We start from the raw sequence: 21,620 nt of genomic DNA, 5'->3' as shown, positions 1-21,620 counted from the left end.
AGCTTTGTTAAACAATATGGTACGCTTCCCCTAGTAAATATCCTCTAGTAATTAATATACAGATAGTAACAAAGATTGGCAATTGCAGCACAATAAGCGAAATGTAATGTTTACAAATATTCGAAACCACAATGGCTAAAAGAGCAAAGCTGAGTACTAGCACATACGTAAGTATGATCGTCATCATGATTAATTTTTGAAACGTTAAATCATACCAATATATACTTCCCATAAATGAATTGATTCCATTATTTAAAAACATCGCTACCTCATTTGTGGAGTAGATACTGTAATAAACTGAAACTAGAATAGTTGTAATCACAAAAGCTGAAGCATTCCTGCTGCTACTTTCGATCGAAAAAGCCGTCTCCCTGTTTTAGAGGTGTATTGTAAGGCAATCAAATTGTTTTTATAATCCTTTATAAAAATGGGAGAAATTTTTCATTTAAACAATGTCGCTAACACTATTTTCCAGTATAATAGTTATAAATGGGATTTTGCGATTGAAAGGAATAAAAATGATGCTAAAATGTTGGTTGGAGGTGTAATGATGGCGAAAACACTTTATGTAGCAACGACGCTCATTGCATTAGGTTTTATTTTATATTTTTACGGTATCATTCCTTTTGTAGTTATTATTTCTATATTTCTTATCCTTTTCGCACCTGTTATTTATTTCATTTCTAAAAACAAGAACACAAGTTCTAATATAAGGAAATAATCGAAAGTCTTCTAGATGACTAAAGTCCACTATGAAAGCCAGAAAATATACATAGTGGACTCATTCTTTTTAGACACATTTATTTGATTAAAAAGTTTACTAGCTCTTAACTTTACGACCTGAAAATGAGTTTAGTCCACTTCTTCTTCCATTTTTAAATGAATTAGTTGCCAAACCATTTGAAGCAACGCATGTAAAAAACGTTACCTTAGACGACCATATCCTATTCAAGAAAATTCACCGCAGCATCACACTATAATGCCTCATCGATTTCGGAATCCCTTTTAACGCAAGTTGTCCACTATAAATTAAATAGCGAAGCCGATATTCTAAATAAAATAGATTAATGTTGACTCCTAATTCATCTACCATATTTCCCAACAACAATCCTGCATTTATAAAATCCTTCTTCTCTTGATCATCATGAAGCTTTTGCAGCATCTTCATCAAATGCTGATCATAATAGTTTTCAGGAACGTGCCTAATTTCATCATTTTTCCACAGATGAAGCACTCCTTTTGACTCCGTAAGGCGATTCCACTCTTCCTGTAAGAAATGCCGCTCTGCAAAGGTTAAAGGTGCATTACCGTTATTCTCTGCAAATATTGCTTGCAAAGACTCCGGCTCCAGTTGTGATATATGGAGCTGTTGATTCGAATGAATCAGAATGATGTCGTTTTCCTTTTTGTTTAATAGCTTCAGAAAATAGCGCAAACATATTTGTTCCTCAATATTATTGCTATACCATATGTAAAGAGGAGCCTCGGCTGGAATATCTTCAATCTCTCTTAACGTATTCTTTACTTTTTCTTCAAGTTCAAAATCTTCATCCTCATAATTAATATTTTCCCTTAGCCATTCAAATCGCGCTGCATGTCCCCTCGCTTCATTCAATTTCCACAGTGGTCCAATCGCCAAGAAATCAGGGAAACCAATCACTTTTTTCGGACTCTGTAATGAATATTTTAATGCTCCAGCTCCCGATTCAGATGAAACAAGATGATATGGGTACAAATCCTTCGCTGGATCGCGATATTTTTGGATATAGAGATTGATTGCTTGAACGACATGGTGTAAATCATCCATACTGACGAAATATCCGCGTCCTTGAATGGGCTCTACCTCGAAATGGTTAAATTCCGCAAAAGAATTGCACAACTTATATGTACTCCAATCACCACCTTGATGCATATTAGAAATGGTTATATAATCGTTTGTTTCAATTTTATAAACAAAAACGATATCAGGCTCACGATGAAAATATATATACGGATATTCAGCTCTTGAATGCATCTCAATCACTCCTAGCACTTAGTCTTTTAACCATTCGCTAAAGAACTTGCGATATCCTTCTTTCATGACGGTGCTGGAAAAAGCATCAAAGGCATAGTCTCGATTTCCTGTTGATGTCTTAAGCGGCAGTGCTGCTGCCATATTGACTAACTCAAACCAATTTTTCTCATTTCCTGAGAAAGAGTGCTTGGCACTTATATGATCATAACAGGGGTGCTCTGGCTTCACAACGATTTTTCCCATCGCTAAGCTTTCAGTTAAAGGCATGGCAAACGTATCAAATTTCGAACTGTTCCAATAAACTTTAGCAGAATTCATCAATGTAAAAACCTCATCCTGTGTTAATGCGAATTGTAATTTAACATTACTTGGAATATCATATTTCTTCATCGTATTTCGGTATCTCTCGCCACCAAAAACCATAAATACTTCTTTATCTGGATTGTTACGGGCATAATCAATGACTAAATCCGGGCGGCGATTTTCTTCGTCTCTTCCAATCCATAAAATTCGATTATCAACGACTAAACTCGGATCATAATATTGATTGGCCAGCTCTTCATTAAAACCTATCGGAATGACTGAGACATCCTCAACACCAAAATTGCGCGACATTTCCCTTTTTAAAAACTCAGTTTGAACAATTGCCTTGTCGACCATTTGATAAAACGGCTTCATCATTTCATACCCCGTTAAAGCAGGATCAGGAAAGCTATGGGGAAAAAGTACACTATTTTTTAAAAACATCTTTAAATAAGTAAAACCAGAAACAGTGTAAATAACATGTTCAATCTTATGCGAATTAATTTGCTCAAGAACAATATCATAATTGACGAGATCACCTTTTTCATGCTCATAGCCTGGAATCCAATCGTATCCGCTAACATGTCTTTGCGGTGAAATAAAAACAATTTCTACACCCAGTTCAGCGCTCAGCGCTTGAAGTCTTTCGGCAAAAATCCTCGGTCCCTGCGCTTCAGTAAATTGGATTTTTCTCATGACTAACCCTACTTTTGTCAACTTAAAAAACACCTCTTTTTTCAATTTAAACAATAAAACCTTCCTCAGTATTGAACAGGAAGGTTGCACCATAACTACAGCTACTTATAGAAATAAACTTGTAGATACTGATTTTTGCCAGCATTATAAACAGGAGAAAAGAGCGAATCTTCCCCCTGTTTTTTAAGAGCAGCTTATTTCCCTGAAACCACTTCTTTTAAAATTTCATAAGAGCGCTTTTGCTTCTCTGGGTCATAAATATAGGAGACAGCCATAAGTTCATCCACATTATACTTTTCTTGGAATGCTGTCAATTGTTCTTTAATGGACTGTTTACTCCCAATTAGTGTAACACTCGACATGGAGGTCGCCATTTGCTCCTCATGCGGGCTCCAAAGTCCATCCATCGTTTTAACTGGGGGACTTAAAGGCGTTTGGGTTCCTCGGACAACATTCAAGAAAAATTGCTGCATGGTCGTCGATTCAAATTTTGCTTCTTCATCACTTTCTGCTGCTATCACATTCAAACATACCATCATATAAGGTTTGTCCAAGTAGTTTGACGGTTGGAATCGATCTCTATATATCGATATCGCTTCCTCCATATATCTCGGTGCAAAATGGGAAGCAAACACGTATGGCAATCCTAATTTTGCTGCCAAATATGCCGAATCTGTAGACGAACCAAGAATGTAAATCGGAATATTTGTTGCAACACCTGGATACGCCTTTACATAGCCTTGATTTTCCAAAGGGCCAAAATACGTTAATAATGCTTGTACATCTTCTGGGAACGTAAAGACGGAATCGTTTTTTGATCTCCTCAAGGCACTGGCAGTCATCATGTCCGTTCCCGGTGCCCGACCTAATCCTAAATCCAAACGCCCTGGATAAATGGTTGCCATTGTTCCAAATTGCTCAGCAACAACTAACGGTGAGTGATTGGGAAGCATCACTCCACCGGAACCAACACGAATGCTTTTTGTATGCTCAAGGGTATGTTTAATGAGGATAGAAGTAGCCGAACTCACTAATGTTGGAGTATTATGGTGTTCAGCAATCCAGTATCTTGAATATCCGAGCTCTTCCGTTGCCTGGGCTAAGGAAACCATCGCTTCAATCGCCTCTTTTGCCCCCTGCCCCTTTCGAATAGGAGCTAGATTAAGCACAGATACAGGTACATTTATATTTGACATCGTTACGTTCCTTTCCTTTTGACTTTGCTAAACCATGCTTTTGCTAAAACCATTTTTGACTCATTTTTTGTAAACCTAAGGTTCGATAGAAGAAAATAAGTCATAAATCAACATCGACAAATAACAAAGCCTTTATTTTAAAAGTCCTTTCAGCATTCATTTCTTAGCTAAGCAGCGCTTAATGAAATGAATTTAGTTATATACTACCAATTGATGTTCCAGAAAGAAAATGAAATGCTTATTCTCGATTTTTCCCATATTTCTTTATTTAAATGAGGACTGTCTTTATACTAAAAGAAAAGACTCCTAAAAGCAGGAGGGTTTCAATGGACAGAGAGCAGAAGGAATCAATTGAAAAACAGGAGGAAGAGATAGATTGGGAGGAATTTTTTAACGAAGAAATAGATGAACAATGGGAAAAAGAAAAAACGCAAAGAAAAAAACGACGCTCGTTCATAATGAAGATCATCGGGAGCATTCTAGCCTTTACTTTACTAATCAGCACGTTACAAATATGGTTTAATATCGTCAATATTCCGGCGATCCGTTTCCTAGAAGTTTCTCAAAGACTATCTAAAACACCAGAAGTGAGTAAATATAAAAAATCAGTTGTAACGATTGAATGGGATGGCGCAAAGGGAACAGGCTTCAATATTGATGCTGATGGTCTGATTGTGACAAACAATCATGTAGTTGACCATACAGAGACCGTTCGAATTCATTTTAAGGAAGAAGGATCTTATCTTGGCAAAGTAATTGCCCGAAAGCCTGAACTAGATCTTGCTCTCGTAAAGATTGACGCGACAGACTTGCCTACTCTTTATGTATCTGACGAACCAAACTGGGAGACATTTATTGACGACAAAATCACTTTTATCGGCAACCCGCTCGCTTTTACGCAAATCGCTAATGAAGGGACGATCGTAGACAGTATACAGCTTCAAGATTGGGATGTACCAACGATGGCGATTGATGCGCCAATTTATAAAGGCAATAGCGGCAGTCCTGTTATCAATCAAGAAGGAGAAGTGATTGCTATTATATTTGCAACGATCTCCTCAGATGAACTCAATAAGCGTGTCGGCTTGGCGATTCCCTCCTATCACTTAAAAGAACTGCTGGAAGCTCGCTAGTTACCTGCATGTTGTATACCCTTAAAAAAAGGCTAATGATGCTGGAAGTTTTCATAGGAATAGGGTTGGGTTTTTTGAACTAGTTGCGGATGCCAAATAAAGAGTGCAAGGGGATTGCTTTTCCACTCATTTTTTTACTAGATGATTTCACATCCGATTTGGAGTCGTAACATGTACCTACATGTAAATGGCAGGAATCCTCCAACAAAGCAAAGAGGAAATAACAATTGTTTTTTCCTCTTGCTTTTTGAATTAATATCCTTCTAGTTTGCATATCTAATTATGCGTATTTTATTCCAGCTTTCTTAATATTGTTTATATCCCCCGAACTACAAGGAGTAACAGCATATGTCATTCCGCATTTAGGGCAGTTCATAATCACTTTATTAAAAATAAATGTTTCTCCGCATTCACAGTTAATTTCATGGACGATTTTTGTCGCCTCTTGAGCTTTTCCCTTGCTCTTCACATGATCAACTACAGCTTTTCCATCCTTTAAACTTGAACATCCACAGCTCATATCGTAACCTCCATTATTAGATATAAGAAAAGAATAGCATAAAGAAGGAAAAATCATTGTGGCAAAGATCACATCTCATTATTATGATCCCTTTCATCGTTTTTCAAATTGATTCTGTTAGAGCGGCATACACAAATGATATCCTTGCATAATATTGCAGTCATTTTCACTTAAAAATAGTTATTGATTAACGATTACCAATTTGCGCAGCATTTATTTTTAAAAATAAAAATACCGCCAATTTAACAAAATTCACTTTAAATTTATGGGAAGAAAATTATCAAATGCTGAGGATATAAGATTTTTTTATTACAATTTTTTCCTGTTTTGACCTTTTGAAGAGCTTTAAATATTATTTTTCATGTACAAGCGGAAATACTATTGTCGATAAGCAAGAACACTCCTATTTTCTTTTTTTATTGAATCAGGTATAATAAAATTGCTTTAAAGTTATTAAAAAAACCGCTTAGTGCTGGTAACACTTAGCGGTCAATACAATAGTAGGTCCCTTTCAAGGGGGATCAGCATTTTCAGGATAATCCACCTAGGCCGGTCAGCTCAAGGGTGGGTTATTTTTTTTGGTTAAATGACAGGACAGCGATGATTAAGCTTGCAAAGGCACACGCAAACATCAATGCTTCAAATACCGTCACAGCATCACCCCCCTTCAATTGGGGATGTGCTGACCACCCTTGAGTTTCTTACTATTGCTTATCCATTATAACATAAAAAATGGAATATATGTTCTGTTTTCTTATGCATCTTTATTCCTGTTTTCAAGCTGAGGATGCTAGGAAATCTAATTATAAATTAAGTGCAACAAAAAAGTTGCACCTTTAAAAAGTGATAAAAAAATCACCATAAATTATTTAAAAATGATCTTCATTACTTCATCTAAAGTCATATTGCTATCCAATTCAAACGTTCCAGGCTTTAAGTCGTTAGAGAGTCCTCTTTTTTCAACTTCATCAAAAAACGTTCTTGCACTATCTATTATTTTCCCTTGAACTAGTGCATTGCCAACATCGATACTGGTCATACCTGGTGCAACATTAACGATTGTTCGATAGATTACATTTTCGCTTTCCTTCTGTTTAGCTTGATCTGCTTGCCCCTCTTTTTCTTTTTGCTCTTTCTGTACCTTTGCTTGAGCTTCTTGTTCCACAGTGGCGATTTGCTCATCCCACTCTGAATCAGTTAAGATAATATACCCTGCGGTTGATAGGCTTTCTTTCATCTCTTCTTCTGTGGGAGAATTTACTGTGGTTTGCTCATTTTTCCCAACAGGAGTTTTCTGAGAAAAATAAACGATTCCACAAATACCGGCACTGACGAGAAGACCAGCAGCAAAGCTATTAAGCAAATTAGCTTTCATTCGCATGCGCTCCCCTTCTCCCTTCACTTTTTGATGACATATATGGAGCGAGTAATTCTTCAACTTGAACCTGCTCAAGCTGAAGCTTCGTTGCAATACCCTCGATTGTATAGTTTCTCTTATATAAATCCAGTAATTCTCGTTGTAATTGTCGCTCTTCTTCACTGAGTCCTACTTTTTGTGAAAACACTTCATTTTCTAGAGCTAGATCTCGAATTTGGTTTTGGAGCTTATTAATTTCCTCCATCATCGACATGTAGACTGTGTCAATTTCACGCTGCTCATTCTTTGAAGCCTGCTTATTTTTGTACATTGAAAACATAAATAACAATGCTGCTGCGACAAATAGCCCAGTTAAAGCCCATTCCATCGATCTTAATCCTCCCTTAATAAAACTAATCTCGCCAAGATAACATTATACCTGCAAATGGGCAAGATTTCGATTAATTTCTACAAAATGCTTCAAAAGTCTAGAATAAGATAAATTGGAAAATGGGACTGAGCATGCTTGAGAACAAATAATGTCAAGTCTTTTAAAAATAACTAATGATTGCGCGTCTGCTTTTACTTGCTTATGCTATGAATCATTCAAAATGATGTTGTTTCTTGAAAAATGAAACAAAACATCAGTCTCAGAGACGTGTGAAGCCAATGATTTCCCGAAATAAGCCTTCATAAATAAGCATGGTAAAAAAATGCTGCAAATGGAAAAATAATCAGTAAAAAAGTAGTAGGGAGAATATCTCTCTCTACTACTCATGAGGCTTTAGAATGACTTTGATGCAGTGATCTGTTTTTGTATCAAAATACTCATAACCCTTTTTTGCCTGTTCAAGCGGAAGCTTATGGGTCACAATATCAGCTAAATTCACCTTCCCATCACTTACCAGCTGATATAGCTGAGGTATGATTGGGATTACATGTGCCTGCCCCATTTTTAATTCCACATTTCGTTGAAAAATATCCCCAAGTGGAAAAGCATTATAGCGCATCCCATATACTCCTGTCAGTTGAATAGTGCCACATTTTCTAACCGCCTGTGCCGCTGTTACAATCGCTCCCATCGAGCCGCCGTGTAATTTCATGCCTGTTGCAAGGAATTCAAGGGGAGTCATTTTCCCATCCATGCCAACACAATCAATGACTACGTCAGCACCTCCGTGAGTCATTTCTTTTAAATATTCGCCAATATGCTGATCTTCCGTTTCAAAATTAACAATTTCGACGTTATTCGTTTTTTTAGCATGCTGCAATCGATAATCAATATAGTCAACAGCAATTACCCGCTTTGCTCCTTTTAACCATGCAAACTTTTGCGCTAGCAAACCAATCGGTCCGCAGCCAAGAATGATCACCGTATCTCCTTCTTTAACACCGGCATTATCAACACTCCAGTAAGCAGTCGTTGCTGCGTCAGAGAGGAGAACTAATTGTTCATCTTCTACTTCGCAATCATCCGGCAATCGCCATGGGGTGAAGTTCCCATATGGAACTCGTAAATATTCCGCTTGTCCGCCTGCATACCCGCCTGTGTTTTCAGAATAGCCGAAATACGCGCCCATGTCTCCATGTGGATTAGCTTCATCACACTGACTCGTATAACCTTGGCTGCAATACCAGCAATGACCACAGCTTATATTAAAAGGAACGATAACTCGATCGCCTTTTTTTACATTTGTTACTTCAGGACCAACGTCTTCTACAATTCCCATTGGTTCATGGCCGATGATAAAATTTTCCGGCATATTAGCAACCATTCCGTGAATTAAATGGAGGTCTGAACCGCATATAGCCGAACTTGTTACTTTGACAATAATATCATCTGCCTTCTCTATCTTCGGATCGTTGACCTCTTTAACGGCTACGTCCTTTATTCCTTGATATGTAACAGCCTTCATTATTTTTCACCCCTTATATCTGTTTTATTTGAATGGAGTTGCAAATGTACCAAGCCGATCCGTATCACGGGGAAATAACTCCATTTCAGCGATCGCTAAAGCCATATCTGCCGCTTTAAGATCAAGCTCTATCTGCTTTCCAAGATCATGCGGATAGAGCCAGCCTTTTTCTAGCAAAAGTTGTACTGTTTCTTCATAAAGATCGATCGCCGCATCCAATTGTTTAAATAATGCTTCCCTTAAAGCACTGCTGGCTGTTTCCGTTAATGCTACCGCATAATAACGAATTCCTGTTTTAATCGTTAACAGAAAATCAAGCGCAACTGAAGAATCGGCCATTTTTGGCATTCCTTCTGCATACTTCGGATCTAAATAGTCTTCGTTCATTTTTTCACCTCATTTCATGTAAGCGTTGTACGTGCTCCTGCATAAAGTTCCTTCAATTCTTGAATCGCTTGCATCGATTGTTGAACATCTTTTTCCATTAAAGCTTTTAAATCATTATCAAAACACAGGCCTTGCATGAGCTTAGCTTTGACTAAACAAATCGTTTTAAAATTAAGTAATTCATGGGTCTCCATTGTTTCATGAAAAGCTAACACTTCCTTTGACTCACTGCCCATATTCTCACCCCCTACACATCGTTACTTTCCCCTGCAAAGAGCGACTTTAACATTCAAGTTTTTGGTAATTAATACCCATTAATGAATAATGAATAATTGCTCAAACAGAAATGCAATATTAGTAACAAGATAGAAAGGAGACAGACGATGACCAAATATTTAGCTCTGCATGAAACATTAGAAGTGCATGAACTTTTAGTTTTTAAAAATTTAACTCTGACAAAATCAGCAACAATGAATAAGCTTGTTCAAGATCCTGAATTAAAAGCCATTCTTACCCAGGAAGTGACGGCGGGAACGGCATTTATTAGCAAACTGCAGGCTTATTTAACAGATAGGAGCGAAAGAAATGAATAATTTCATGAAAACAGTAATGGGGATGGGCGCAATGACTGATAAAGTGATTGCGACAGATTTCCTTGTTTCAACAAAAGCTGGGATTCGGAACCTGGCCTTCGCGATAACAGAAACAACAACGCCAGAATTGCGGGCAGGACTTCGGGAAGAGTTAAGAAATGCAGTCATAACACATGAGCAAATAACGAATTTTATGATTGAGAGAGGCATTTATCACCCCTATGACTTAAGTGAACAACTCCAGGTTGATTTACAAATTACTGAGACAGCATTAAAGCTCTCTGAAAGCGCTCAAAAATAAAACCGCTTCTCCTGATGCCTTTACTTATGACAAAGATTATGAAGCTACAAGACATATGTACAACAGTGAAAGGATAGACACAAGATTAAAATCGCTGATTTTCGACGAAAGAAGCTGTGTCAAAATCAAACATTCCGACTTTGACACAGCTTTAGCTAGTGTTCCTTAAGTATTGTATTTCACCGGCGGTTGAACGTTTAATTGTCCAGTTTTTTCATAACAATTTTGAACATCCGCAGAAAACATTTCCATATTTGGATAGATTTCGTCCACTGATCACTTTCCTCTTCTTCCATTATCTTCACAGTCTCCTTGCGATCTCCATCAATGTAGTAAAGGTCCCCGCTTTTTCCCTTGCCTATCAAATTTTCCAATCTTCCTTTCTAAACATATTTTTCATCATATCAAGAAAAAAAGACATAGTTCAAACATGTAATAATAATGTCGATGATTGGGAGGTGGAAAAATGGGTGATGAATTAAGAGATTATATTACAGTGGTAGAGGAAGATGGTTCTGAAATATTGTTTGCAGTAGAGGCTTTATTTGATATGAACGATAAAACTTATGCCCTTCTTAGGGCTGAACACGATCAAGAAGATACAATCGTCATGGAGGTACAAACAGACGATGACAACAACCAGTACTTAATCGGAATTAACGATCATGATGAAACTAAAAATGTGTTAGCTGCATATGAAATTGCCGTCGAAGCCAGCCCTGCTGATTAATTATTTGTCCTCGTATGATATACTTTCATGTATACATACTCAAATGGAGGATGATTATATAATGGGGTTTTTAGCGCAGAAATATTTAACTGAAAAGGATGGTCAATTATGGCTAACTGAAGATGAAAGAGAGAATTTGAAGATAAGTTACCGAATTAAAAATATTATCTTTGAAGAGCAGTCTCCCTTTCAAGACATTATGATTGCAGATTCCTATGATTTTGGAAAAATGCTTGTATTAGACGGTGTAGTGCAAACCACTTCAGTTGATGGTTATATTTATAACGAAATGATCTCCCATATTCCTCTTTGCATTCATCCTGATCCAAAAAAAGTTCTGATCATCGGTGGAGGCGATTGTGGCGTTGCTCGAGAGATTTGTCGCTACCACCAGGTGGAGCAAATAGAGATGGTAGAGATCGACGAAAGAGTTGTGTACGCAAGCAAAACATTTTTACCAGAAATATCTGGCCACTTAGAAGATGAGCGCGTTCATTTTTACTACGAGGATGGCGTTCATTTTATAAAGGAAAGGGCTGGAGAGTATGACGTCATCATCATTGATTCATCTGATCCTGTAGGACCTGCAACCGCCTTATTTGAGAAAGAATTTTACGAAAATATCGCTACTGCATTAAAGGATAATGGATTAATGGTTTGTCAAAGCCAGTCACCCATTTTTCATCCAGCGACGATGAAACAAAGCTACGAAAGAATCAGCGAAATTTTCCCTACCGCAATGTTATACACTGCTGTAGTTCCAACCTATCCAGGGGGGTTATGGAGCTTTACGATTGGTACGAAAAAATATCAGAAACTTAACCCTGAAATTTGTCCTACAAAAGAAACACGCTACGTAAATAAATCGATTTTAAGCGCTTGTTTTTCATTGCCGCAGTTTTTGCAACAAGAACTAGAAAGAAAAAAATAGAACAGGTAGACTAGCTAGTCTACCTGTTCTTCCACTTCGTATTGAAGCCATTCCGAACCTTTTATACGATTTGAAACATCAATTATTTTTTGTTTGACACGTTCTTTCTCTTTCCCTTGTAGCATCGTCGGACGATAGTCATTACGGTTCGTTTGAGATGAGATAGAAAAAGGAACTATATTAATTTCTTTTTTATCCGTTAACTTGCCATTTTTTAAATGAAAGGTTTGCTGAAAAACAAATGTATCTTTATCACTTGGATTGCGATTTCCACCAAACATGAAGTTACCTAAGCTGTAGACGATAAATTTCCCATTATACTCTTCAATGCCTTGTACAACATGGGGATGATGGCCAAGCACTAAATCGGCTCCATTATCAATGGTAAAGCGAGCCAAAGTTTGCTGCGATTGGGTTGGCACATATTCTCTCTCAACTCCCCAATGAAAATGAATCAAGATAATTTCAACACCCTGCTCTCTCAATTCAGAAATATCCTTTGCAATACGACTGCGAATTTCTGTCGTATCCGCCCAGCCTTCATAGCCTAGTGCCCCTACTTTCACATCTTTAATGGTCGTGACGAATTTATGTTCATACCCAAAATAACCGATATTCTCATTTTTCAATGTAGTGATTGTGTCCTCGTAGCCTTGCTGCAAATAATCATGAATATGATTATTTGCAAGATTTACTGCTTCAATTCCAGCTAGAGTAAGGATTTTTACATAGGAGGGATCTCCTTTAAAGCGAAATTTTTTCTCAGCTTTTTTTGTAGCATTTGTTAACGTCGTTTCTAAATTTACGGTTGAAAAGTCATCATTTTTAAAAATATCATTCAATCCACCGACAAAATGAGAGAGGCCATTTTGATCGGCCTCATGAACAAATGTCCCATGATAACCAAATGATTCATCTGTACCGAGCGTAAAATCCCCTGCTGCACTAATTTTAATCGTTGTCTCTACAATTGGCTCCTCCTTCGACAGAGGCTGCTTATTTGATTGCGGAATACTACCATTGGCTCCTATTTCTCTTACTACCCCTTTTTCTGATGTACGCTCATCTTCTTTCGCTAAAAACGAAGAGAAAAAAAAGCCGCCAACAACGATGAGAATGATAAAAGCTATATAATAAGGTGCAAACCTTATTTTAGAACGCTTTTTCTCCTTGTTTCTCTCTTTTCTGCTTGTCATTTTAACAATTTCCCCTTTTTTATGTCTTGTTTTAATCAGCTTTATACAAATCGAGTTTGTTCACATAAACTTTAACACATACATTCTACCACCCAAACAAGTGCATAAAAAGAAAGAAATGATAAAATTTCAAAAATTCTCCATTGCTGCAAGATACGAGCTTGGAATGAATTCCTTTAAATCACTGGGGAATTTCTAATACAATTTTTCCAAAATGGCCGCCTGCTTCCATTTGCTCATGAGCCTCCTCTACTTTTTCCAGTGGATAGACCTCACTGACAACCGGCTTCAGCTTATGCTCGTTAAAAAGATTCAGCATCCCGATAAATTCATTACGGTTCCCCATTGTTGTCCCCATAATTGTCAGTTGTTTAAAAAAGATGCGCGGCATGAGAAGATGATTTACAGGACCTAGTGTAGCACCAAAGGAAACGATTTTACTTCCCAATTTGGCTAAATGGATCAGATCCTTCAATGTTTCCCCTCCAATGGAATCAATCGCAAGGTCTGCACCTCCTGATATAATTGACAATTGTTTAACCCAGTCGTCTTGTCGATAATTCACGCCTCCTGTAGCGCCGAGCTTCATTGCCTTATTGATTTTTTCATCGCTGCTGGATGTTACATAAACATGTGCCCCTAAGGCAGATGCAATTTGTAATGCCAATGTGGCCACTCCACCCCCAATGCCAGGAATAATGACCGTTTCGCCCGCTTTCACCTTTCCCTTCGTTACGGCCGCTCGATATGCAGTAAGTCCACCTAACGGCAAAGCTGCTGCCTCTTCCCATGTTAGATGCTTAGGCTTTGGAAATACATTTTCCACCGGAATTTTTATATATTGGGCGTATGTACCATTGATTGGAACTCCTAAAACAGAAAAATTTGCATCTGGATAATCAGGATTTTCACCCCAACCAATGCTAGGGTTGATCACCACTTCATCTCCTATCTCAACCCCTGTAACATCTGTACCAATCTCAGCAACAACTCCCGCCCCATCTGAACCAGGAATAGAGGGAACACGAATTCCCGGGTAAAGACCTTGACGGATAAAGACATCTCTTCGATTCAATGCAGCTGTTTTTAAACGGACAACAACTTCACCAGCTCCAGCTTTCGGAGTCTCTACTTCTTCATAATACAGCTTTGCAGTACCTGTACCAGGTTTGATCTTATCTTTTAATACAAATGCTTTCACCGTGATCTCTCCTTTTTATTAATCTAATCATAATCGTAACATAATTGATAAAGATAAGGATGAAAATTGAAAGCCCTTACTAAGACAATATTATGAAATGATGCGTATTTTTTGTATAGCTTTTTTAAACAATATATCTTTTAAAAGAAACAGACTACTTTGTCCGTCATATTTTCCAAATGTTTATAACATATATTCCGGTTAACGGCTTTAAACATTTTCTAGTTTGTGAATTTTTTCCCCCACAAGCTAAATCCTTTGATTTGAATCATTAGAAGTTCATGATAATCTATTTATATGGAAATTGCTTAAAAAGCCAAATGAAGATTTCATATAGGGATGTGTTATTAATGACCACTTTATTACCGCCAAAAGGAGAATTTCAAACCTTTGCAGATGATGCTCATTATACTGAAAAAGTGAAGGAATGGGGACTGTCAACGACAAAAGAAGTGAAGAGAGAATTTTGGTATAAGACTAGTGAACAAGAATGCAAAGTGACGATAAAGGGCTATGAGATCTATGGCAATAATGAAGATTACAATACCATTGTGATCGAATTTGAAGATGGCGCTTTAAGTTGCATTCATCCGGCCTATTTAAAAGAGATGCAATCTCCAAGCTTTACAAGATCGATAACTGCTGATTCTGAAAAACCGGTCGCTGTTTCAAAGAAGGAAACTAAATCACCAAGCAGTAAAAAAACGATAGCAGCAAATGAAAAAACACCTCAGAAGGAAAAGATATCAACTAAAAAAATCGATCTTCCGTCAGAAAAGGTGCATTTCACAGCAGAGGTGCAACAATTTTCCTATAGCTGGAACCATTTTAATGAAGAAAATGATGAGGTTGTCATCTTGAAAAACGTCTGCATCGAGGAAGAACCGGTGATCGAAATTGGACTAGCTTGGTGCAGCCACTCGAAAACATTAAAAAAATTCGAACTCTCTCCAGGAGATAAGCTCGAATTTGCTGGAAAAATCGTCAAAAAGAAACTCTCAAATGGAAAAGATGTTGAAGAACAATATCTTGTTTCTGAACCAGTTCCATATAAGATAAACAACCCATCAAAAATCGTCAAAAGTTAATCTCACTTCAGGTCATAAAAACATGTCATCATATGTTTTTATGACCTGAAGCCATATACTTATTTTTATAATGACTAAGCGCAAGCAGAGGATAAATGTAACGGTAGCTGTGATAGTGAATATAAAAATCTCCTGCCATGCCCTGTCCCTTCGGGTATGCCGTTGTCCAGTCTTCACGATCCAAATGAGTAAGTAAGAAATCAATCCCTTTATCAATAGCTTTCATCGGTCGCTCCGAAGCAGCGATAAGGGCATCAACTGCCCAAGCTGTGTGGGTAAGAGTGCTCACAAGTGGAACAAATTTGCCTGCACTGTCGCTTTTACAAGATTCTCCCCAACCACCATCTTTATTTTGAATCCTTTTTAACCACTCGATCCCTTTACTAATCGCCGTATGCGACGGCAACACACCTACGGCTGTCAACCCAGTAATCGCTGCCCATGTACCATAAAGGTAGCAAATTCCCCAACGTCCATACCATGAGCCATCCTTTTCTTGATTTCTCAGAATCGAGCGAACCCCAGCTTGAATAGCAGGATGGGGTGCTTTTAAATTTGTAAAATCTCCTAAAAAATGAAGGGTTCGACCTGTTAAATCAGGCGAGGCAGGATCAGCCAAAATAAATTCCGCCTTCTCAATCGGCAACAGCTTTAAAAATGACCGGTTCGTATTTTTCTCAAATGCTGGCCAGCCCCCATCCTCATTTTGCATCGATAAGAGCCACAAAACGCCTCGATCCCATGCTTGACGATGGCTGAAATTGGTCGTTACAGAGCGTGCGAGCGCCCGCAAGGAAGCAGTCGTATCATCGACATCTGGATTAATCGTATTAATATTCGAAAATCCCCAACCTCCAGGAGAAGCGTTTGAATTATGAATGACCCAGTCTCCGTATAAGTGGTGCTGCTTCTGTATTAAATATTGGTTAGCCTTTACAACAACTTCGTCCTCGCTTGAAATACCTGCCTCTTGCAGTGCGTAGCTAATTAAGGAAGTGTTCCATACGGAAGCGGTTGTATACTGCATATGGGTATATCCATTAATCGTTGTTCTCATGCCCTTTAGTCCGTTCACAGCTCGCTTGATAATGGGTTGAAGACGTTTATCATTAAACGTAATTAACGCAAAGATCATCAAAAATGTTGAACTGAAATAGCTATAAAAAGTCCCATCTTTTTCTATATGGGCAAGCATATATTGTTTCCCTTTTGTTCGGGCCCGTTTTTTTAACTGGCTTGGCAAGCCGACTATTTTTTCAAGTCCATCAGTAACAAGCGAAGTAAAGTCGCGCCATTCATCCGAGTAATCTTCCGTTTCCTCCTCCTCGCGGAGAAACAACTCTGACAAATCCGGGCTTCTCTCTGTTTTTAAAATAAACTTTTGCTCCGCTAATATCATAATTGGCAATAAATTCGCACGACCAAAGACAGATAGCTGATAAAAATTGATAGGAAAAGAAGTTGGAAGAAGTATAAACTCCAACGGAATAGGAAAAAAATCAGGCCATTTATATTGACCAGTAATCGCCAGCATAATCTTTGTAAATAAATGAGCTTTATGCGCACCGCCGTTAGCAACTATAAATCTTCTAGCTGCCCTCAAACGTTTATCACTTTTTTCATAATAACCAGAATATAATAATGCATAATAGGCTTCCAATGTAGCAGTTAAATTGCCGTCTCCTTCTTCATCGTAAAATATTTTCCAGGCTCCGTTCTTTTCCTGCCTACTTAAAATCCTTTTCCCAAGCTCCTTGATTAAGTTTTCATCATCAATCTCCAATGATCTTAATAAAATAATCATATAGCAATCTGTTGAAATTCCTGTTTCAAATGGGTACTCCCATGATCCTGATTCCGATTGCTCTCGTTTGAGGATATTGACTAAATAATTAATCCCATCATGGACCTTATCTTTCAATCCCATCACTCCAATAGAGGAAGTCGTTTTCTATAATACATATTCGCACACTGTTCTGAACATTCGCCTCAATCTGCAGCCAAAATAAAGGAGGAGTTGAAATAATTTGGGAAAGCTCTTCAAAAACGAACCTAGCTCCCTTCCACAATCTTTAAAGCGCATTAAGAAAGAACTGCGGGCAAAATCGAAAAAATTCCCGCAGACTCCTTCTTTAAACGAAAAGAAAATCATTGAAAAAATTCAACTTCAAACACAAGAACTGAATGTAAATAATGTGACAAGAACAAAGGCCTATCTAGACTTCTATTTAAAACATCCTGAAATCCATTGGGCTTTTTTAGGACATATGGTTTCCAGAAATGGAGGCTGGAATATGACTGATTTAAAAGGAGGGCTTCTAACTAGGCTGCTTTCTCGTACGGAAGCATTAAATTTCTTCAATTTTTTAGAAAGAGGCAATTGGCTAATCTTTCAAGATGCCTATCCGCAGTTTCTACTATATGAGGAAAGCTTAAGAAGTGGTAAAAATCTCTTTTATTTACTACCTTTTTTTCATGTTTCTCAATTTATGGAAACCATCTGGAATGACTTTTGGTACTACCATGATCCTTCCATTTTAACAATATCGTTAGTTATTAATGAGCAAAGCTATTTAGAAAAAAGAGTGATTCATCATCCAACCTTCAAAAAAGAGGTGTTTGATTCATTGGAATTTATGCTACAGGACATCCTGTCCATGAATCATATTCTTTTCCCCTTCACGTCTTCAGGTCGCGTCCAACTCATCGGGGAAACACTTCATCATTTTCAAAGCTTGCATGAACGCATTCTCTTAGGAAAAAGACTTTATAAAATCTTATACGCTGACCAAAAGCGACTGCAGCAAGTGCTACAATGGGCTAAACAAACACCTCATACTGGCTCAAGGAAGGATTATTGGCCAAATATTTTTAACTCGATTGAGGAGGTTGTCCCCGGCACTGAGCTAAAAAGGCGATTAAAAGGCTGCCAATTAACCCCGGGGGCATACCGCTTTTATAGTCCTTATTTAACTGTTGCATGGAAAAATCAAACACACGAAGCTGCTGAATTAGGAGATTGGTATAAAAGCTGGAAAGTCGTCTACTATTTATTAGATGATCAAAAAACTGAAAATGGAGAGATCGAAAATGACTACTGTAAAAGCCTTGAAAGACTTGAACTCGCCGCCATCGCCAAAAAAGCGGTTTCACTTCTCGGTTAGTATTTTAGCAACGATTCTATTAGCTACCTTAATTGGCACCTATTTAGATTTATTTTTTACAGGCATAGGGTTATACACATTCCCAATTCGACCTTTTTCATCTATCTTTACAATCAATATATTATTTACACTAATAGTTCTTCCACTTTTTACTACATTATTCATTCTTATTTCTTTAAAGCTACATAAATGGCTAAAAGGGATGTTCATTATCACGGTCAGCACCTTAATGGCTGCCCTTGAAAAGTTTGCAGAGTCTATCGGCTTTTTTACTCATCATGACATTTGGCAGCACTATTACTCTTTTTATGGTTATACAATTTATTTAATTTTTGTGCTTCTATTCCATCATCTATTAGACAAGCAAATTAATGACAATTAACGGCTTGAAAGGCTTTTGGCAAACGAACTTAATTGCTTAAGCAGATCGACATTTAAGTTCGTTTCACAGCCCATTTTTTCCAACATATTTACTAATTCTTCCGTCGCCACATTGCCTGTAGCTCCTGGTGAAAATGGGCAGCCGCCTAGTCCTCCGATCGAACTATCGAATTTCGTAATCCCTGCCTGTAATGCTGCAATGACATTAGCCAATGCCATTTTTTCTGTATCATGAAAATGAGCCACAAAGCTTGTTTCTTGAAATAACTCCTGGAGCTTTAAAAAACGTTCATACACTAATCTCGGATTTGCTTGACCATTTGTATCCCCAATATCTATTTCATCGACACCAAATTTTATCAATGATTCACAAACATTTCGCACTTGCTCTAATGAAACGGCCCCTTCATATGGACAAAAGAAAGCCATTGAAACATAGCCCCTAACAAACATTCCCGCTTTTTTAGCGCGCTCAATCAAGCGCTTATACTCTGTTAACGAATCATTAATGGAACGATTAATGTTCTTGCGATTAAAAGTCTCACTCGCCCCTATAAAAACAGCAATTTGCGGAACATGAACAAAGATCGCGCGCTCAAGTGCTTTCATATTTGGTGTCAAAGCAAGATAGGTCAATCCAAGCTCCTGTGAAAATCGAGCGATTTCCTCCGCATCGCTCATTTGTGGAACCCATTTTGGATGAACAAATGACGCCGTTTCAATTCTAGAAAAGCCGCAATCTGCTAACCTTCTAATTAATTGTTTCTTTTTCGCGCTTGAAATCGGAATCGGTTCATTTTGCAAACCGTCACGGGGACCGACTTCAATAATTTCCACCTCTTTTGGTACATACAATGGATACCCCTCCTTAAACTAGAAAAGTCCAGCTATTACAATGTATGCACCAAGTTCACTATTTAAAAACCATCTTTATATATTTTAAGCCATTCTTAAAATTAGGGTAACGCAGTGGAATGTCAAATAAAGTCGTTTGCTTTAATATACTCTTATCATGGGAGAAAGTATTAAAACTTCCCTTTCCGTGATAGGCTCCTATACCGCTGTTTCCAACTCCGCCAAACGGAAGATATGGGTTTGCAATATGATAAACCGTATCATTAATACAACCTCCCCCGAAAGAGACTTGTTCAAGAAGCCGATTTTGAACATCGCTGCTCTCAGTGAATAAGTAGAAAGCAAGTGGTTTTGGGCGGCTCCTTATTTCCTCTACTGCTTCTGATAACTGACGATACTCCAGAACAGGAAGAATTGGTCCGAAAATCTCATCCTCCATCACAGAATAATCCCATGTAATATCAGTCAGAACAGTTGGAGCAATCATTAATTTCTCCTCTGACGATTTTCCCCCATAGAAAATTTCTCCTTCCGCTAAAAATGATCGGAGCCGGTTAAAATGCTGCTCGCTCACGATTTTCGTATAATGTAAATTTTCCAACGGCTCCTGACCATAAAGCTCGTTCACCGCTCTTTTTAAATGCGCCAAAAACTCATCCTTCACTTTTTTATCTACATATACATAATCTGGAGCGATACAGGTTTGACCCGCATTCATAAACTTCCCCCATGCAATCCTTTTTGCGGCAAGCTTTAAATTGGCATCCACGTGGACGATACATGGGCTTTTACCCCCTAGTTCTAATGTGACTGGCGTCAAATGTTGAGCTGCGCTTTCCATAATAATCTTGCCAACTTGGACGCTCCCAGTAAAAAAGATATAATCGAAGTTTTCTTTTAAAAGAGCTTCACTCGTCTCCTTCCCTCCTTCGACAACGGCAATGTATTCCTCCGGAAAATGGCTGTTTATTAATTCAGCCAACACTAATGAAGTTCTTGGCGTGAGCTCTGACGGCTTTATAACGGCACAATTTCCTGCTGCAATAGCCCCGATTAGCGGAGCAACAGCCAACTGAAAGGGATAATTCCACGGAGCAATTATAAAGGCTACACCATATGGTTCAGGATAAATATAGCTTTTAGCACCAATATGGGTGAGCGGTGTTTTCACCTTTTTAGGTTTTGCCCAGGAACGAATATTTTTCAAAGTATAGCGGATTTCTTCTAAAACAATGCCGATCTCAGTTGAATACGCATCAAATTCAGATTTATTTAAATCTTCTTTTAAGCTTTGAATAAGCCTTTTCTCGCCTTCTCGAATAACTTGATTGAGTTTTTGCAAAGCCTTTATTCGAAAAGCTAGATTCTTTGTTGCGCCTGTTTGAAAATAATTTCTTTGTTTTGATAGTAATTCAGAATAATTTAACATTTCATTAATTCTCCTAATACTTTTATTATCATCGTCATCTTCATAATGATATTACCAAATAATTGACCATTTCATGCGCAAAACTTCTTGCAACAAAAAAATTGTGGAGGAGCGTCCATATCGTAAGTGTATTCGGACATACGTGCAACACAAGCATACCGCTCAGCTCCTAAATAAGAATAAAAGACAATCAAGATGGCAATATTCGTCATCTGATTGTCTCTTTTCG

General features: G+C 37.8%; 23 protein-coding genes. 8 read left to right on the top strand and 15 right to left on the bottom strand.

Features of this window, described 5'->3' with window-relative positions; all coding sequences use genetic code 11:
• Nucleotides 1-7 precede the first annotated feature (7 nt).
• From NST02_RS12915 to NST02_RS12900, 4 genes are all read right to left on the bottom strand, one after another.
• Entirely contained in the window at nt 8-262 is a 255-nt protein-coding gene (locus tag NST02_RS12915) for a hypothetical protein (protein ID WP_137744058.1), read from the bottom strand.
• 696 nt (nt 263-958) lie between these two features.
• Nucleotides 959-2,014, bottom strand: coding sequence for a DUF1835 domain-containing protein (locus tag NST02_RS12910; protein WP_137744059.1), 1,056 nt, complete (start codon nt 2,012-2,014; stop codon nt 959-961).
• Nucleotides 2,015-2,032: 18 nt separating this feature from the next.
• Nucleotides 2,033-3,034, bottom strand: a complete 1,002-nt coding sequence (locus NST02_RS12905) for a glycosyltransferase (RefSeq protein ID WP_137744086.1) — start codon at nt 3,032-3,034, stop codon at nt 2,033-2,035.
• A gap of 173 nt (nt 3,035-3,207) precedes the next feature.
• Entirely contained in the window at nt 3,208-4,209 is a 1,002-nt protein-coding gene (locus tag NST02_RS12900; protein WP_137744060.1) for an LLM class flavin-dependent oxidoreductase, read from the bottom strand.
• Nucleotides 4,210-4,535: 326 nt separating this feature from the next.
• Between NST02_RS12900 and NST02_RS12895 the strand changes: the two genes are divergently transcribed.
• Nucleotides 4,536-5,342: a S1C family serine protease gene (locus tag NST02_RS12895; RefSeq protein WP_137744061.1), complete on the top strand. Its 807-nt coding sequence runs from the start codon at nt 4,536-4,538 to the stop codon at nt 5,340-5,342.
• 280 nt (nt 5,343-5,622) lie between these two features.
• On the opposite strand, the gene NST02_RS12890 is transcribed toward NST02_RS12895, so the two are convergent.
• The 6 genes from NST02_RS12890 to NST02_RS12865 form a co-directional block, all read right to left on the bottom strand.
• Nucleotides 5,623-5,862, bottom strand: a complete 240-nt coding sequence (locus NST02_RS12890) for a hypothetical protein (protein ID WP_137744062.1) — start codon at nt 5,860-5,862, stop codon at nt 5,623-5,625.
• A gap of 865 nt (nt 5,863-6,727) precedes the next feature.
• The gene (locus NST02_RS12885; RefSeq protein ID WP_095306139.1) at nt 6,728-7,237 is read right to left on the bottom strand and encodes a hypothetical protein; all 510 of its coding nucleotides are present in this window, start codon (nt 7,235-7,237) and stop codon (nt 6,728-6,730) included.
• Nucleotides 7,227-7,607 (bottom strand): hypothetical protein, encoded by a 381-nt coding sequence (locus NST02_RS12880; protein WP_095306140.1) that lies wholly within the window; start codon nt 7,605-7,607, stop codon nt 7,227-7,229. Before NST02_RS12880 ends, NST02_RS12885 begins: the two co-directional genes overlap by 11 nt.
• Before the next feature lie 382 nt (nt 7,608-7,989).
• Nucleotides 7,990-9,135: a zinc-dependent alcohol dehydrogenase gene (locus tag NST02_RS12875; RefSeq protein WP_095306141.1), complete on the bottom strand. Its 1,146-nt coding sequence runs from the start codon at nt 9,133-9,135 to the stop codon at nt 7,990-7,992.
• 24 nt (nt 9,136-9,159) lie between these two features.
• Nucleotides 9,160-9,522: a spore coat protein gene (locus NST02_RS12870; protein ID WP_095306142.1), complete on the bottom strand. Its 363-nt coding sequence runs from the start codon at nt 9,520-9,522 to the stop codon at nt 9,160-9,162.
• A 14-nt stretch (nt 9,523-9,536) separates the two neighbouring features.
• Nucleotides 9,537-9,758: a spore coat protein gene (locus NST02_RS12865; RefSeq protein ID WP_095306143.1), complete on the bottom strand. Its 222-nt coding sequence runs from the start codon at nt 9,756-9,758 to the stop codon at nt 9,537-9,539.
• 147 nt (nt 9,759-9,905) lie between these two features.
• Here NST02_RS12865 and NST02_RS12860 point away from each other — a divergent pair, with 147 nt between their 5' ends.
• The 4 genes from NST02_RS12860 to speE all read left to right on the top strand — a co-directional run bounded on the left by NST02_RS12860 (nt 9,906) and on the right by speE (nt 12,077).
• Nucleotides 9,906-10,115 carry a hypothetical protein gene (locus tag NST02_RS12860; protein WP_095306144.1) on the top strand — a complete coding sequence of 70 codons (210 nt, stop codon included), beginning with the start codon at nt 9,906-9,908 and terminating at the stop codon, nt 10,113-10,115.
• Nucleotides 10,108-10,416 carry a spore coat protein gene (locus NST02_RS12855; protein WP_095306145.1) on the top strand — a complete coding sequence of 103 codons (309 nt, stop codon included), beginning with the start codon at nt 10,108-10,110 and terminating at the stop codon, nt 10,414-10,416. Before NST02_RS12860 ends, NST02_RS12855 begins: the two co-directional genes overlap by 8 nt.
• Before the next feature lie 466 nt (nt 10,417-10,882).
• Nucleotides 10,883-11,146, top strand: coding sequence for a DUF1292 domain-containing protein (locus NST02_RS12850; protein WP_095306146.1), 264 nt, complete (start codon nt 10,883-10,885; stop codon nt 11,144-11,146).
• Between the two features lie 61 nt (nt 11,147-11,207).
• Nucleotides 11,208-12,077 carry a polyamine aminopropyltransferase gene (speE, locus tag NST02_RS12845; RefSeq protein WP_095306147.1) on the top strand — a complete coding sequence of 290 codons (870 nt, stop codon included), beginning with the start codon at nt 11,208-11,210 and terminating at the stop codon, nt 12,075-12,077.
• Nucleotides 12,078-12,091: 14 nt separating this feature from the next.
• Here speE and NST02_RS12840 read toward each other — a convergent pair whose 3' ends face one another.
• Together NST02_RS12840 and NST02_RS12835 are read right to left on the bottom strand one after the other, a co-directional pair.
• On the bottom strand, nt 12,092-13,273 hold the full coding sequence (locus NST02_RS12840) for a CapA family protein (RefSeq protein ID WP_095306148.1): 1,182 nt from the start codon (nt 13,271-13,273) through the stop codon (nt 12,092-12,094).
• 181 nt (nt 13,274-13,454) lie between these two features.
• A complete protein-coding gene (locus NST02_RS12835; protein ID WP_095306149.1) occupies nt 13,455-14,474 on the bottom strand; it encodes a zinc-binding dehydrogenase in 1,020 nt (339 codons plus the stop codon).
• A gap of 350 nt (nt 14,475-14,824) precedes the next feature.
• Here NST02_RS12835 and NST02_RS12830 point away from each other — a divergent pair, with 350 nt between their 5' ends.
• Nucleotides 14,825-15,562 carry a hypothetical protein gene (locus tag NST02_RS12830; protein ID WP_095306150.1) on the top strand — a complete coding sequence of 246 codons (738 nt, stop codon included), beginning with the start codon at nt 14,825-14,827 and terminating at the stop codon, nt 15,560-15,562.
• A 28-nt stretch (nt 15,563-15,590) separates the two neighbouring features.
• Here the strand turns inward: NST02_RS12830 and NST02_RS12825 are convergent, their stop codons facing one another.
• Nucleotides 15,591-17,489, bottom strand: a complete 1,899-nt coding sequence (locus NST02_RS12825; protein WP_445678155.1) for a terpene cyclase/mutase family protein — start codon at nt 17,487-17,489, stop codon at nt 15,591-15,593.
• Nucleotides 17,490-17,589: 100 nt separating this feature from the next.
• On the opposite strand from NST02_RS12825, the gene NST02_RS12820 reads away from it, so the two are divergent.
• The gene (locus NST02_RS12820; protein WP_095306152.1) at nt 17,590-18,726 is read left to right on the top strand and encodes a DUF2515 domain-containing protein; all 1,137 of its coding nucleotides are present in this window, start codon (nt 17,590-17,592) and stop codon (nt 18,724-18,726) included.
• Entirely contained in the window at nt 18,653-19,108 is a 456-nt protein-coding gene (locus NST02_RS12815; RefSeq protein WP_235879500.1) for a CBO0543 family protein, read from the top strand. The genes NST02_RS12820 and NST02_RS12815 overlap by 74 nt, the downstream gene beginning before the upstream one ends.
• Here the strand turns inward: NST02_RS12815 and NST02_RS12810 are convergent.
• Together NST02_RS12810 and NST02_RS12805 are read right to left on the bottom strand one after the other, a co-directional pair.
• Nucleotides 19,105-19,962 carry a hydroxymethylglutaryl-CoA lyase gene (locus NST02_RS12810; RefSeq protein ID WP_095306153.1) on the bottom strand — a complete coding sequence of 286 codons (858 nt, stop codon included), beginning with the start codon at nt 19,960-19,962 and terminating at the stop codon, nt 19,105-19,107. The two genes, NST02_RS12815 and NST02_RS12810, sit on opposite strands and share 4 nt — an antisense overlap.
• 58 nt (nt 19,963-20,020) lie before the next feature.
• Complete coding sequence (locus tag NST02_RS12805) at nt 20,021-21,391, bottom strand: aldehyde dehydrogenase (RefSeq protein ID WP_137744064.1); 1,371 nt, start codon at nt 21,389-21,391, stop codon at nt 20,021-20,023.
• Nucleotides 21,392-21,620 lie beyond the last annotated feature (229 nt).

Origin of the sequence: Robertmurraya sp. FSL W8-0741, assembly GCF_038004005.1 — a bacterium.
In the GTDB taxonomy this organism is placed as follows: Bacteria; Bacillota; Bacilli; order Bacillales; family Cytobacillaceae; genus Robertmurraya; species Robertmurraya siralis.
This window is presented reverse-complemented; position numbering and strand designations above follow the sequence as displayed.